The 12,765-nt window shown below is 63.0% G+C and carries 14 protein-coding genes; 3 read left to right on the plus strand and 11 right to left on the minus strand.

Annotation, left to right across the window (positions count from 1 at the left end):
• Nucleotide 1 precedes the first annotated feature (1 nt).
• The 4 genes from AC1RM7_RS08830 to ettA all read right to left on the minus strand — a co-directional run bounded on the left by AC1RM7_RS08830 (nucleotide 2) and on the right by ettA (nucleotide 3,812).
• Nucleotides 2-622 (minus strand): TIGR00645 family protein, encoded by a 621-nt coding sequence (locus AC1RM7_RS08830; protein WP_006021777.1) that lies wholly within the window; start codon nucleotides 620-622, stop codon nucleotides 2-4.
• A 139-nt stretch (nucleotides 623-761) separates the two neighbouring features.
• Nucleotides 762-1,532: a trans-aconitate 2-methyltransferase gene (gene tam / locus AC1RM7_RS08835; RefSeq protein WP_024920405.1), complete on the minus strand. Its 771-nt coding sequence runs from the start codon at nucleotides 1,530-1,532 to the stop codon at nucleotides 762-764.
• 93 nt (nucleotides 1,533-1,625) lie between these two features.
• A complete protein-coding gene (locus tag AC1RM7_RS08840) occupies nucleotides 1,626-2,138 on the minus strand; it encodes a MarR family transcriptional regulator (RefSeq protein ID WP_024920406.1) in 513 nt (170 codons plus the stop codon).
• 24 nt (nucleotides 2,139-2,162) lie between these two features.
• Entirely contained in the window at nucleotides 2,163-3,812 is a 1,650-nt protein-coding gene (gene ettA / locus AC1RM7_RS08845; protein ID WP_024920407.1) for an energy-dependent translational throttle protein EttA, read from the minus strand.
• Between the two features lie 280 nt (nucleotides 3,813-4,092).
• Here ettA and AC1RM7_RS08850 point away from each other — a divergent pair, with 280 nt between their 5' ends.
• Both AC1RM7_RS08850 and AC1RM7_RS08855 read left to right on the plus strand, forming a co-directional pair.
• On the plus strand, nucleotides 4,093-4,302 hold the full coding sequence (locus AC1RM7_RS08850; RefSeq protein WP_034459231.1) for a hypothetical protein: 210 nt from the start codon (nucleotides 4,093-4,095) through the stop codon (nucleotides 4,300-4,302).
• A gap of 241 nt (nucleotides 4,303-4,543) precedes the next feature.
• Nucleotides 4,544-5,500: a D-2-hydroxyacid dehydrogenase family protein gene (locus tag AC1RM7_RS08855; protein ID WP_024920408.1), complete on the plus strand. Its 957-nt coding sequence runs from the start codon at nucleotides 4,544-4,546 to the stop codon at nucleotides 5,498-5,500.
• 166 nt (nucleotides 5,501-5,666) lie between these two features.
• On the opposite strand, the gene AC1RM7_RS08860 is transcribed toward AC1RM7_RS08855, so the two are convergent.
• The 4 genes from AC1RM7_RS08860 to AC1RM7_RS08875 form a co-directional block, all read right to left on the minus strand.
• On the minus strand, nucleotides 5,667-6,146 hold the full coding sequence (locus AC1RM7_RS08860; protein ID WP_024920409.1) for a VOC family protein: 480 nt from the start codon (nucleotides 6,144-6,146) through the stop codon (nucleotides 5,667-5,669).
• 128 nt (nucleotides 6,147-6,274) lie between these two features.
• On the minus strand, nucleotides 6,275-6,484 hold the full coding sequence (locus AC1RM7_RS08865; RefSeq protein WP_492837981.1) for an outer membrane protein: 210 nt from the start codon (nucleotides 6,482-6,484) through the stop codon (nucleotides 6,275-6,277).
• Between the two features lie 83 nt (nucleotides 6,485-6,567).
• Nucleotides 6,568-7,113, minus strand: a complete 546-nt coding sequence (locus tag AC1RM7_RS08870) for an outer membrane protein (protein WP_492837979.1) — start codon at nucleotides 7,111-7,113, stop codon at nucleotides 6,568-6,570.
• A 178-nt stretch (nucleotides 7,114-7,291) separates the two neighbouring features.
• Nucleotides 7,292-8,548: a L,D-transpeptidase gene (locus tag AC1RM7_RS08875; RefSeq protein ID WP_024920411.1), complete on the minus strand. Its 1,257-nt coding sequence runs from the start codon at nucleotides 8,546-8,548 to the stop codon at nucleotides 7,292-7,294.
• A 344-nt stretch (nucleotides 8,549-8,892) separates the two neighbouring features.
• Here AC1RM7_RS08875 and AC1RM7_RS08880 point away from each other — a divergent pair, with 344 nt between their 5' ends.
• Nucleotides 8,893-9,795: a prolipoprotein diacylglyceryl transferase gene (locus AC1RM7_RS08880; RefSeq protein WP_024920412.1), complete on the plus strand. Its 903-nt coding sequence runs from the start codon at nucleotides 8,893-8,895 to the stop codon at nucleotides 9,793-9,795.
• Between the two features lie 10 nt (nucleotides 9,796-9,805).
• Here AC1RM7_RS08880 and sseA read toward each other — a convergent pair whose 3' ends face one another.
• The 3 genes from sseA to AC1RM7_RS08895 form a co-directional block, all read right to left on the minus strand.
• Nucleotides 9,806-10,660, minus strand: a complete 855-nt coding sequence (sseA, locus tag AC1RM7_RS08885; RefSeq protein WP_024920413.1) for a 3-mercaptopyruvate sulfurtransferase — start codon at nucleotides 10,658-10,660, stop codon at nucleotides 9,806-9,808.
• A 94-nt stretch (nucleotides 10,661-10,754) separates the two neighbouring features.
• Nucleotides 10,755-11,177: a rhodanese-like domain-containing protein gene (locus AC1RM7_RS08890; protein ID WP_024920414.1), complete on the minus strand. Its 423-nt coding sequence runs from the start codon at nucleotides 11,175-11,177 to the stop codon at nucleotides 10,755-10,757.
• A 310-nt stretch (nucleotides 11,178-11,487) separates the two neighbouring features.
• On the minus strand, nucleotides 11,488-12,663 hold the full coding sequence (locus tag AC1RM7_RS08895) for a vWA domain-containing protein (protein WP_492837976.1): 1,176 nt from the start codon (nucleotides 12,661-12,663) through the stop codon (nucleotides 11,488-11,490).
• Nucleotides 12,664-12,765 lie beyond the last annotated feature (102 nt).

Here is a 12,765-nt window from a genome sequence, read left to right on the forward strand (position 1 = left end):
GTCAGTGCCCGTGATGTCCCTTCGTGCCGCCATGCCCGCCCTCGCCGTTCGGCGCCAGCACCGGCCCGTTTGAAATCCGGTCGACATAGGCGATGCCGATGGCGGAGAGGATGAACATGCCGTGGATGATGGTCTGCCACATCACGCCGGCTTCGGTGTAGTTGGTGGTGCGGCCCGCCCCGCCGAGGTTGCCCGCCTCGATGAAGGTACGCAGCAGGTGGATCGAGGAAATGCCGATGATCGCCATGGCGAGCTTGATCTTCAGCACGCTGGCGTTGACATGGCTCAGCCATTCCGGCTCGTCGGGATGGCCCTTGAGATGCAGCCGCGACACGAATGTCTCGTAGCCGCCGACGATCACCATCACCAGAAGATTGGAGATCATCACCACGTCGATCAGACCGAGGACCACCAGCATGATCTGCTGCTCGGAGAAGTCGAACGAATGGGTGATGAGGTGCAGGAGCTCTTTCAGAAACAGAATGACGTAAACGCCCTGGGCCACAATCAGACCGACATAGAGCGGCAATTGCAGCCAGCGCGATCCGAAGATCAGCATCGGGATCGGACGCAGCGAGGTATCGCCTCGTGGTGGCAAGGGGGTATCGGGCGTAAGGGACATGTGTGCTCCGGCTGGCCGTTTTCGGACGGTACTCAGCTAAGGAACATGTCAGATTCTGTCGACGCGCGCTGTCGCGGCGTTTAACCGCAGTGGATTTTCCGATTCGACATCATCGCGTCAGATTTGTCAGGCTGCGGCGCTACTTGACGATCACGATGAAAATCCGCGGGAACCGCAGCAGCACCTTGCCGTCGGACTGAGGCAGATAGCTCGCGGCGATACGCGCGGTATAGGCCTCCAGGAATTCCCGGCGCTCGGGCATTTCGAGCGGATCGAGGAACGGCCGCAGCCCCGTGCCCTTGACCCATTCGACGATGGCCGGGGCATCCTCGAGCACGTGATTGTAGATGGTGTGCCAGATGTCGATCCGCCGGCACAGCGGCCGCAGCGCGTCGTAATAAACGCCGGGCTTCGGCAACTCGCCCCTCGCCTCCAGCGCGTGCGCGAGCTGGGTATGAAACTGCGGCAGGCGCGCCACCTCGCGCATCAGCACATGCGACGGCTCATCCATATTGTCGGGCATCTGAACGGCCATCGCTCCGCCGTCCGGCAGCGCCATGGCAAGACGCATCAGTTGCTTGAGGTGGTGCGGCACCCACTGGAAGATCGCGTTGGCGAACAGCACGTCGGTGCCGGACGGCGGCGCCCAGTGCGAAATATTGGCCTCGATGAAGGTGTGCTGCGGCAGCCGCTCGCGGGCCTGGCGCAGCATGTCCGCGGAGGTATCGATGCCGGTGATCTTCGCCTGCGGCCAGCGCCTGGCAAGAAGCTCGGTGGAATTGCCGGGCCCGCAGCCGATGTCCACAACACCCCGCGCGTCCTGAACCGGAATCTGCGCCAGCAGGTCGCGGGCCGCCCGCGTCCGCTCGTCCTCAAATTTGAGGTATTGCTGCGCATCCCAGTCGGCCATCGTGACGCTCCACGCTTTCGGATGACCTTTCTACGTCACCCGGCAAGCGATGGCCAGATTACCCGAGCGCGACGTCTGGCCTTCAGCGCCGGCTCATGCAAGATCGCTGGCGGCTTCGTTGCGCCCCACCCAGACAAAACCGTTTTCGCGCATGAGACGGATTCTCGCCTGGAGATATCCGTGGCCGATGGTCTCCAGCCGCCGCGTCGGCAGCAGAAAGATACGACGGCGGTCGTCGGGATCGGTCTGACGCACGATCATGCCGCTTTCTTCCATGTCATCGAGATGTCGCGAGACTGTCGCTTCGGTCACGAAGATCTCGAAATAGGTCGCAAGCTCCTTGTGCGTGATCGGACGCTCGGCCAGCCAGCGATGCGCCACGATGCTGAACATCATGTCGGCCTCGAACACGCTGCGCCATGGCCGGTTCAGCACGCCGGCGGCGATCACCGTGCGCCGAAAGTCCGCACGCCACTGAACGTAAGCGACATCGATGGCCAGTGCGGCGCGCTCCTGCGCATCGATCGTGCATTCGCTCTGATGGAATGTGACCGGCGCGGAGGCGCTGATTTCCTCAGACGTCAATGCCTTGTCGTCGTCTGCCATTTGCCCCCGGCCACCCTTGCTGCGCTACCGCGTCAGTTTCTTGTATTTCACGCGGTGCGGGATCACGGAATCCTGACCCAGCCGGCGCATCTTGTCTTTCTCGTAGTCCTGGAAGTTGCCTTCGAACCATTCGACGTGGCTGTCGCCCTCGAAGGCAAGGATATGCGTCGCGATGCGGTCGAGGAACCAGCGATCGTGGCTGATGATCACGGCGCAGCCGGCGAAATCCTCCAGCGCCTCTTCGAGCGCGCGCAGCGTGTCGACGTCGAGGTCGTTGGTCGGTTCGTCCAGCAGCAGGACGTTGGCGCCCGACTTCAGCATCTTGGCGAGGTGCACGCGGTTGCGTTCACCGCCCGACAGCGCGCCGACCTTCTTCTGCTGGTCCGCGCCCTTGAAGTTGAACGCCGAGCAGTAACCGCGCGAGTTCACTTCCTTCTTGCCGAGCAGGATCAGGTCGTTGCCGCCGGAGATTTCCTCCCACACGGTCTTCTTGCCGTCGAGTGCATCGCGCGACTGATCGACGTAGCCGAGATGAACCGTCTCACCGATGGTGATGGTGCCGGCATCCGGCTTTTCCTGTCCGGTGATCATCTTGAACAGCGTGGTCTTGCCGGCGCCGTTGGCGCCGATCACGCCGACGATGCCGCCCGGCGGCAGCTTGAAGGTGAGATTGTCGATCAGCAGGCGATCGTTGAAGCCTTTGCTGAGCCCCTCGAAGTCCACCACGTTGTTGCCGAGACGCTCGGCCACCGGAATGATGATCTGCGCGGTCTGGGTCTGCTTCTCGCTGGCTTGCTTGAGCAGGTCCTCATAGCGCTGATAGCGCGCCTTGGACTTGGCCTGACGTGCCTTCGGGGAGGAGGCGATCCACTCCTGCTCGCGGGCGAGCGTCTTCTGGTGCGCGGCGTCCTCGCGGCCTTCCTGCTCGAGGCGCTTCTGCTTCTGCACCAGCCACTGCGAATAGTTGCCCTCGTAGGGAATGCCCTTGCCGCGGTCGAGTTCGAGAATCCAGCCCGTGACGTTGTCGAGGAAGTAGCGGTCGTGGGTCACGATCAGGATCGCGCCGGGATAGTTGCGCAGATGGCCTTCCAGCCACGACACGGACTCCGCGTCGAGATGGTTGGTCGGTTCGTCCAGCAGCAGCAGGTCCGGCTGGTCGAGCAGCAGGCGGCACAGCGCGACGCGGCGGCGCTCACCGCCCGAGAGCTTGGTGACGTCGGCATCGTCCGGCGGACAGCGCAGCGCGTCCATCGCCTGATCGACCTTGCTGTCGAGATCCCACAGGCCCGCGGCCTCGATCTCGTCCTGCAATTTGGTCATCTCGTCGGCGGTCTCGTCCGAGTAGTTCATCGCCAGTTCGTTGTAGCGGTCGAGGATCGCCTTCTGCTTGGCGACGCCTTCCATGACGTTCTCGCGCACGGTCTTGGTGGCGTCGAGCTGCGGCTCCTGTTCGAGGTAGCCGACCCGCGCGCCCTCGGCGACCCAGGCTTCGCCGTTATAGTCCTTGTCGATGCCGGCCATGATCCGCAGCAGCGTCGACTTGCCCGAGCCGTTGACGCCGAGCACGCCGATCTTGGCGTCGGGATAGAACGACAGATGCACGTTATCGAGCACCTTGCGGGTCGGGTAGGCCTTGGTCAGACCCTGCATGAAGTAGACGAACTGGCGAGCCATCGTGATCCTTTGACGGTTCCGGAAAACCTTCGTTGTGCGGGGAAATTTGCTGCCGTTGATGTAGCGGCGGGAACCGCAAAGGGCAACCGGCACGCCCTCCAAAGGTAGGGTTTTGGAAAGGCTGCCGAGAGAATTTTCCAGCGATCTGAGGCCATTGCCGCGGCGAAACGGCTTTTTAATCGAATCCGCGCAACCTGCCGGTTCGAACCGCGGACAGGCGCGCCGCGACCAATAAGCAAGCGTCACACGAATCAAGAATACAGATCGTCGAGCAGAAGCCATGACGACGCAAAGCACATCGATCACACCCGGCATCGCGGACCTGTCCGCACCCCGCACGGCCTCCTCTTCCAAGGGATTGCTGGCCGAGATCGCCGAATTCTGGCGCACCTTCATCAGGGCGGCCTTCGACCCCTATCACCCGGAACGGCACTATATGCGCGGCCCCGGCCCCGCCTGCGCGCGGAAACTCGGCAAGACCGCGAAGTAAAAATTTCCAAGACAATCGGTCGTCATCCTGAGGTGCGAGCACTTGCGAGCCTCGAAGGATGACGACTGCGCGCCGCTTACGACATGCGTCACCTCTCCCCGCTTGCAGGGAGAGGTCGGATCGTGAAACGATCCGGGTAAGGGGCAAGCCGCGCGTGCGCCCCTCACCCCAACCCTCTCCCCGTAAACGGGGAGAGGGTTGAACCGCGATTTCTTGCGGACATAACAAAGAGAGCAAACAAATGCCCCTGCGCTGCGCCATTCTCGACGACTACCAGAACGTCGCGCTCAAGTTCGCGGACTGGTCATCGCTCAAGGACCGGATCGACATCACCGTGTTCGACAAGCCGTTTGCCTCACAGGACGAAGCCGTACGCGCGTTGCAGGATTTCGAGATCGTCTGCGCCATGCGCGAGCGCACGCCTTTCAGCCGCGAGATGCTGACCGCGCTGCCGAAGCTGAAACTGCTGCTGACCTCCGGCATGCGCAACGCCTCGTTCGATCTTGAGGCAGCGAAAGAGCGCGGCGTCACGGTGTGCGGCACCGGCGGCGTCGGCAACGCCACCGCGGGACTGACCATCGGCCTGATGCTGGAACTGACCCGCAAGATCGGCTTCGAGAACGCGCGCATGCACGCCGGCGAGCAATGGCAGACCACCATGGGGCAGGACGTCGAGGGCATGACGCTCGGCGTCGTCGGTCTCGGCAAGCTCGGCACGAAGGTCGCCACGATCGCCAAGGCGCTCGGCATGAACGTGATCGCCTGGAGCCAGAACCTGACGCCGGAGGCCTGCGCCGCCGCGGGCGTCACCTACGCCAGCAAGAACGAATTATTCGCGACCGCCGACATCGTCACCATCCATGTCATCCTGAGCAAGCGCACGCGCGGGCTCATCACGCGCGACGATCTCGCACGCATGAAACCCACGAGCTATCTGGTCAATACCGCGCGCGGCCCGATTGTGGATGAAGCCGCGCTGCTGGATGTGCTTCAGCGCAGGAAGATCGCAGGCGCGGGGCTGGACACGTTCTCGCAGGAACCGCTGCCGCTCGATCATCCGCTGCGCAAACTCGACAATGTCGTGCTGACACCGCATCTCGGCTACGTCACCGAGAACAACTACCGGCGCTACTACGGCGACATGGTCGAGGACATCGCCGCGTGGCTCAGCGGCGCGCCGGTGCGGGTGATGACGTAGTGTTCACCTCTCCCCGTTTACGGGGAGAGGTCGGATCGTGAAACGATCCGGGTGAGGGGCGGAAGCATCCGTGATGTGGGCAGGTTGCCCCTCACCCCAACCCTCTCCCCGCAGGCGGGGAGAGGGAGAAGATATGTTTCCTCGCAATGACGAATGAACGAAGCCTTCACCCGCGTATCGCGGCCTCGATTGCGGCCACATCGATCTTCTTCATGGTCATCATCGCTTCGAACGCGCGTCTGGCTTCCTCGCCGCCCTTGGCCATCGCGTCCGTCAGGACACGCGGCGTGATCTGCCACGAGATGCCCCATTTGTCCTTGCACCAGCCGCAGGCGCTTTCCTGGCCGCCGTTGTCGACGATGGCGTTCCAGTATTTGTCTGTCTCCGCCTGATCGTCGGTTGCGATGCAGATCGAGAACGCTTCGTTGTGTTTGAAGACCGGGCCGCCGTTCAGGCCGATATAGGGAATGCCCGCCACGGTGAAATCCACCGTGATGGTGTCGCCCTTTTTGCCGGAGGGATAATCGGTCGGTGCCTTGTGCACGGCGTTGACTTTGCTGTCCGGAAATACGCTTGCGTAAAACGTCGCGGCCTCTTCCGCGTCCTTGTCGTACCAGACGCAGATCGTGCTCTTGTTCTTGGCCATGCGGGTTCCTTCCTCGGTCGTTGTCACTCCATCAAGATCGCAAATTTGCAAAAGTTGCATGTCATGCGCAACAAAAAGCCCGGCAAAACCTAAGGTCTTGGCCGGGCTTCTGTTTAACGGATCAAAGATCAGAAGTGATAGTTCGCGCCGACGCGCACGACATGGAAGTCAAGATCGCTGAAGTGCGTGTTGTAAGATGAAATTGCGTTACCGGGAACGCCGGGGGCAGCCGAAGTGATGCTGCTACTTCCAAGATTGACGTAGAGATACTCAGCTTTGAAAGAAACATTTCGCCAGGCTGCGTATTCAAAGCCGCCACCAGCGGTGTAACCGGTCATCACCTTTGTCGTTGGTCCCGTGTAGCAAGCTCCTGAAGCAGGAGGACACGCGGCACCGAAGCCACCACCCGTTGCGGTATAGCCTATGTGTTGCTGAGGGTGGAGTTTGCGTGGACCGAGCCGTAAGCCAGGCCGCCCGTTCCGTAAACGAGGAGTTTGTCAGTCGCGAGCCATCCAGCGCGCGCGCGCAGCGTTCCGAACCATTCAACATTCTGCTCGGCGTTAACCTGCCCGGGCCGACCGATGAGCGCGTAGGGCGTGGCCGCCGATCCCTTGATGTCACTGCCCTGAAAATCCGCTTCCAGACCAATCAGCCAATTCGGCGAGACCTGCCAGTTGTAACCAGCCTGCGCGCCGCCAAGAACGCCTTTGACATCGTATGCAACCGACGCCGCCGGGTTTGGATTGGAAAAGTTGAATACGTTCGCGGATACAACGTCCTTGGGCGCAAAGGTCGCAACCGGATCGTTAAAACCATAGCCGACGTTGAGTCCGGCGTAGAAGCCCGTCCAGCTTGAGACAGCCGCCAATGGAGGCGCTTTTGTATAGGGGCGCGCCGCGATGTCAGCAGCGTGTGCGCCGGTTGCGCCAAGAGCGGCAACCGCAGCAGCGGCCAAAAGCTTTTTCATGAAATTCCTCAAAAACATGCAATGAAATCTGGCTGCACCTTAGGGAGAGTCGAAGGTCGTTACTGTAGCGCGCGGGCAACAGCGTGGAACTCTGTCGATAGGCTTCTTTGACACTGCGAGCCCAAACAAAAATGCCCGCGACAGGCGCGGGCATTTTCATTCGAACTGAAATCCTGATTTACCGGATGGTGACCGGCGCAGGCATCGGCGGCACGACCGTCGGCCCCTGATTGGGCACGCCCATCGACGCGGTCGGACGCGGTGCAGGAGCACCGTTCGCCATCGGCGCGGGCGCAGGTCCGCCCTGATACGGCTGCGCGGACGCCGTCACCGGCTGCGACAGTGCGGGCGGCTTGCCGCCGGGCAGCACCACAACGCGGGTGCCGACCTTGGCGCGGTCGAACAGGTCGGTCACATCTTCATTGAGCATGCCGATGCAGCCGGATGACACGAACTGGCCGATGGTCGAGGGCTGGTTGGTGCCGTGGATGCGGTACACGGTCGAGCCGAGATACATCGCGCGCGCGCCGAGCGGATTGCCGTCGCCGCCCGCCATGAAGCGCGGCAGGTAAGGCTGGCGCTCGATCATTTCCGCCGGCGGATGCCAATCCGGCCATTCCGCCTTGCGGGTGATCTTCTGCACGCCGGTCCAGGTGAAGCCGTCGCGGCCGACGCGCACGCCGTAGCGGATCGCGCGGCCATTGCCGAGGATGTAATAGAGCTGCGTGTTCGGCGTATCGACGATGATCGTGCCCGCCGGCTCCTTGGTCGGATAATTGACTTCCTGCCGGCGCAGGCGCTCGGGCAATTCCTTGCGCGGGCCGGTTTCCGGCTGCTCTTCTGGCGGCAATGCCGACATCACGGAGCGGCCGTTGGCGCCTTGCGCCGTGCCGGGCGCCTGCAGATCGAGCGCGCCCGTCGGCGCGCCGTCCACTGTCCCAGGCGGACGCGGACGGTCGGTAAAATCGGCGCCCTGCGGCGGACCGCGGTCGCTGTAGATCGGGGCGGGGCCGCGATCTGAATAGGCAGGTGCCGGTGCAGGACCGCGATCCGAATAGGCTGGCGGCGGCGAATAGGCCGTGGGCCGGCCATAACGCGGATCGTCCGGCGACATCACCGGGCCGCGCGGGTCGAGGCCCGGCTGCTGGTAGCTCTGCTGCTGCGGAGCGGACTGCTGGTAATTCGGCTGCTGCTGATAGCCCGGAGGCGACAGCGCGGTGCCGCGGTCGTCGCCGTCGAGGCGGTCGAAGTCCGGCACGCCGCGATCGTCCCGCGCGTCATAGGGCGCAGGCTGGATCGGCTGCGAATAGCCCGGAGGCGGCGGATAGGACTGCGCCAGTGCGACAGATGCACCCGAGAGGCCGGCCACTGCGGAAACCGCAAAAGCCGTCGTGAAAGACCTGGCAGAAAAACCCTTGGAAAGCCGATTGAACATCATGCCCCTTATATAGCGCGAACCCGCCACCGTATCGTTAACGGCAGTTCGCGCAGGATAGCGGCGCATTCAAGACATTCGTTGGAAAAAAGCGCCCGGAATGGCTGACTTTTTCGCGAGATTGCAGCCGTGCAACAGGTTCCCGACAATGTGACGCAGTCCCCAGCCCCGGCCGAACTTTTTTCGGGCAAATCCATGGCGTGCGGTATCCTTCTCAAGGGGCTTGATTCGTGGCCTTTTGCCCACCCGTCAGCTTCCAGATTTGCGTTTTCCAGCGTTCACATCCGTTCAGTTTTGGCTCGAAGACCTTCGCGCCTCCGCCGCCGAAGGCAGGACACCTCACCATGCTCCCCGGACTCCGACTCCTGTTCGCGACCACGGTGCTGGCGATCTCGATTTTGATCTTCGGCCTCGGCGCGGCCGCGCTGCTGCGCGCGGCGCATGAGGAATTCGCGAGCCTGCCGTCATGGCGGCTGGCGCAGCAGCCGATGCTGGCGCCGCAGTTCGAGATGAGCGGACCGACGCTGGCGATGCTGCGGGTCGAGGCGCTGAACGCGAAGCCGGCTCCGGAGAGAACAATCCGCCAGCAGGCCATCATCCGCGACATTCCGCGCAACCTGCCGGACGCGAAGCCGGCCGAGATCGCGAAACCGGATACCGGCGACGCGGCCAGGAGCGCCGAGCAAACTCCGGCCGAACCTGCTCCGCCAGCAGAGACCGCCGCCGCCCTGAATGCACAGCCCAGCGCCGAGGCTCCTGCGGAGCAGACATCGGCTGCGGACGTCAAATCCCCCGATATCCAGACGTCCGAAGCCGGCGCGCCCGAGACGAAGGTTCAGGGCGAGAAGCCTCAGCAGGCGAAGCCGGCTGAAGCAAGGCCCGCCGACGTGAAGGCCTCCGAGTTCAGGATCTCCGAAGCGAAAGCTGTCGATGCAGTGTCCGAAACTCGCCTGGCTGAACCGAAGCGGGTGGACGCGAAATCACCCGAAGCGAAGCCAACCGAGGCCAAGCCCTCGCAAACCGAAGCCTCCGAACCGCGATCGACGGAGACGGTTGCGTCTCTAGAACGATCGACGGAAGCAACGGCCTCCGCGACGATCCCCCGGCCTGCGGCGAAGAAAGTCCGCCGCGTCAATCCGCTCGCCGTCGCACAGCGGCGTCAGGTCGCTCGCGCCCGCGCGGAGGAACGCGCACGGGCTGAGCAATTGCGGCAGCAGCAAAAAGCATTTCCGCTGTTCGGCGGTTAAGACGGCCCGGCTATGCCGGCCCGGTCGCAACCGGCGGTCCGCCCTGCTCGCCCCACTCCGCCCATGAGCCGTCATAGAGCGCGGTGTCGGCAATCCCGAGCCGGTACAGCGCCAGCGTCAGCACGCCGGCCGACACGCCCGAGCCGCAGCTCGTGACGATCGGCCTGTCGAGATCGACGCCCGCGCCGGTGAACGCCGCGCGCAGTTCCCCGAGCGGCTTCATCGCGCCGGTGCCGGCATCGAACAGCCCCGCATAGGGCACGCTGCGCGCACCGGGAATATGTCCGCCGCGAAGACCCGGACGCGGCTCCGGCACGCTGCCCTCGAAGCGCGCGCTCGGCCGCGCGTCGATCACCTGCTCGGCCCTGGTTTCGAGATTTCCGATCAGTTGCTGCATGCTGCGCACGCGCCTGGCATCGAACGTCGCCTTGAAGGTCGCCGGCTTCGGCTTCACCTCGCCGCCCTCGACCGCGCGGCCTTCCGCCAGCCACTTTTTCAGACCGCCATCGAGCACGCGCACATTCTGGTGGCCGAACGACAGGAACATCCACCACGCGCGCGGCGCGGCGACCCATCCGCCCGCGTCATAGACGACGACGGTATCGTCATTGGAAATGCCGAGCGCGCCGACATCGCGGCCGAACTGCTCGGCGGACGGAAACATATGCGGCAGCGCGCTTGCGTGATCCGACACCGCGTCGACATCGAAGAACACCGCGCCCGGAATGTGCTGCGCGAGATAGTCGTCCTTCGGCAGCGGCAGCACGCCGGGCAGCTTGAACGTCGCGTCGAGGATTTTCACGCGCGGATCGTTCAGATGCGCGGCCAGCCATTCGGTGGAAACGAGAGGATCGGTTGTGGGCATGGGCATTCTTCCTCAATCGTCATTGCCGGGCTTGACCCGGCAATCCATCTTTCAAGATGGACACGCGGCCCGCGTGTGACGGTTCATGATTGAACTAAGTCTTCTTCTCGACCTTCTCGATCGGACCGCCGGCGGCCTTCCATGCGGTGAAGCCGCCGCCGAGATGCGCCACCGGAGAGAGGCCCATGTCCTGCGCGGTCTTGGCCGCCAGCGCCGAACGCCAGCCCGACGCGCACTGGAACACGAACTTCTTGTCTTCCTGAAACACGGGCTTGGCATAGGGACTTTCCGGATCGATCCAGAATTCCAGCATGCCGCGCGGGCAATGGAATGCGCCGGGGATGCGGCCCTCGCGCTCGATCTCGCGCGGATCGCGCAGATCGACGATCACGACTTCATCCTGTCCCACGCCGCCCTGCGGAAAACGTTCGACGGCTTCCGCCGCATTGATGGTCTCGATCTGGGCGTTGGCCTCGTCGAGCAGTTTCTTGTAGCCGCGGGTGATGGTGGAGGGCATTTGGGGGCAGCTCTTTCGTTTCTTGTCATGGCCGGACTCGTTCCAGCTATCCACGTCTTGCCCGCCACCTTAAAGGCGTGGATGCCCGGAACAAGCCCGGGCATGACGAAGAATACAACATCTCACAACGGTCGTCCCCGCGAAGGCGGGGACCCATACTCACTGTCATAGCTTTAAGAGCCGAAGAGCTGGAACGCCGAGAGCACGATAACGATGGCTTAGGGGTTATGGGTCCCCGCCTTCGCGGGGACGACAACATGAAAAATCACGCGATGCCCCTCTCCCCGCAAGCGCGGGGCGAGGGAGAAAACTACCGCGTCAATTCCTTCATCGCGCCCTCCAGGCCTTCCAGCGTCAGCGGGAACATGCGCTCGGAAAACAGCTTGCGGATGATGGTGGTGGATTCCGAATAATCCCAGTGCTTGCGCGCGACCGGATTGAGCCAAACCGTGTGCGGATAGGTGAGCGTCACGCGCTCCAGCCAAGCCGAGCCCGGCTCCTCGTTGACGTGCTCGACAGACCCGCCCGGCACCACGATCTCGTAGGGCGACATCGAGGCGTCGCCGACGAACACGACCTTATAGTCGTGCGGGTACTTGTGCAGGATGTCCCAGGTCGGCGTGCGGTCGGTGAAGCGGCGCTTGTTGCTCTTCCACACGCCTTCATAGAGGCAGTTGTGGAAGTAGAAGTACTCCATGTGCTTGAACTCGGCCTTCGCCGCCGAGAACAGTTCCTCGACCTGCGCGATGTGGCCGTCCATCGATCCGCCGATGTCGAAGAAAATCAGGACCTTCACCGCATTGCGCCGCTCGGGGCGCATGTGCACGTCGAGATAGCCGTGGTTGGCGGTTTCCTTGATCGTCGTGTCGAGATCGAGTTCGTCAGGCGCACCGGTGCGCGCGAACTTGCGCAGGCGGCGCAGCGCCACCTTGATGTTGCGGATGCCGAGTTCGACGTTGCCGTCGAGATCCTTGAACTCGCGCTTGTCCCAGACCTTCACCGCCGAGAAGTTGCGGTTCTTCTCCTGGCCGATGCGCACGCCTTCGGGATTGTAACCGTTCGCGCCGAACGGAGAGGTACCGCCGGTGCCGATCCACTTGCTGCCGCCCTCGTGACGCTTCTTCTGTTCTTCGAGACGCTTCTTGAGAGTCTCCATGAGCTTGTCCCAGCCCATGGCCTCGATCTGTTTCTTCTCTTCCTCGGTGAGATATTTCTCGGCGGCCTTGCGCAGCCATTCCGCCGGAATCTCGGCCTTCTCCATGGCGTCGAGCAGGCTCTCGAGTCCCTTGAACACCGTACCGAACACGCGGTCGAACTTGTCGAGATTCCGTTCGTCCTTCACCAGCGAGGCGCGCGACAGATAATAGAAATTTTCCACGCTCTGATCCGCGAGATTGGCGTCGAGCGCCTCCATCAGCGTCAGATATTCACGCAGCGTAACCGGAACCTGCGCGTCGCGCAGCGATGTGAAGAATTGCAGGAACATGGGACCTAGATCGCCTCCGAAGCCGCTTCCGTCAAGGGCGGGCATCGTCCGCACTGACAGGCGAGAGCAATGAAACTACAGGGTTACGAGCCGCCCGTCTGC

It is taken from the genome of Afipia sp. GW822-FHT03D08 (assembly GCF_058801645.1).

What these genes read in the sequence shown, in the direction of transcription:
- AC1RM7_RS08830 (WP_006021777.1), bottom strand. Translation starts at nt 622, where the DNA reads ATGTCCCTTACGCCCGATACCCCCTTGCCACCACGAGGCGATACCTCG.
- tam (WP_024920405.1), bottom strand. Translation starts at nt 1,532, where the DNA reads ATGGCCGACTGGGATGCGCAGCAATACCTCAAATTTGAGGACGAGCGG.
- AC1RM7_RS08840 (WP_024920406.1), bottom strand. Translation starts at nt 2,138, where the DNA reads ATGGCAGACGACGACAAGGCATTGACGTCTGAGGAAATCAGCGCCTCC.
- ettA (WP_024920407.1), bottom strand. Translation starts at nt 3,812, where the DNA reads ATGGCTCGCCAGTTCGTCTACTTCATGCAGGGTCTGACCAAGGCCTAC.
- AC1RM7_RS08850 (WP_034459231.1), top strand. Translation starts at nt 4,093, where the DNA reads ATGACGACGCAAAGCACATCGATCACACCCGGCATCGCGGACCTGTCC.
- AC1RM7_RS08855 (WP_024920408.1), top strand. Translation starts at nt 4,544, where the DNA reads ATGCCCCTGCGCTGCGCCATTCTCGACGACTACCAGAACGTCGCGCTC.
- AC1RM7_RS08860 (WP_024920409.1), bottom strand. Translation starts at nt 6,146, where the DNA reads ATGGCCAAGAACAAGAGCACGATCTGCGTCTGGTACGACAAGGACGCG.
- AC1RM7_RS08865 (WP_492837981.1), bottom strand. Translation starts at nt 6,484, where the DNA reads ATGACCGGTTACACCGCTGGTGGCGGCTTTGAATACGCAGCCTGGCGA.
- AC1RM7_RS08870 (WP_492837979.1), bottom strand. Translation starts at nt 7,113, where the DNA reads ATGAAAAAGCTTTTGGCCGCTGCTGCGGTTGCCGCTCTTGGCGCAACC.
- AC1RM7_RS08875 (WP_024920411.1), bottom strand. Translation starts at nt 8,548, where the DNA reads ATGTTCAATCGGCTTTCCAAGGGTTTTTCTGCCAGGTCTTTCACGACG.
- AC1RM7_RS08880 (WP_024920412.1), top strand. Translation starts at nt 8,893, where the DNA reads ATGCTCCCCGGACTCCGACTCCTGTTCGCGACCACGGTGCTGGCGATC.
- sseA (WP_024920413.1), bottom strand. Translation starts at nt 10,660, where the DNA reads ATGCCCACAACCGATCCTCTCGTTTCCACCGAATGGCTGGCCGCGCAT.
- AC1RM7_RS08890 (WP_024920414.1), bottom strand. Translation starts at nt 11,177, where the DNA reads ATGCCCTCCACCATCACCCGCGGCTACAAGAAACTGCTCGACGAGGCC.
- AC1RM7_RS08895 (WP_492837976.1), bottom strand. Translation starts at nt 12,663, where the DNA reads ATGTTCCTGCAATTCTTCACATCGCTGCGCGACGCGCAGGTTCCGGTT.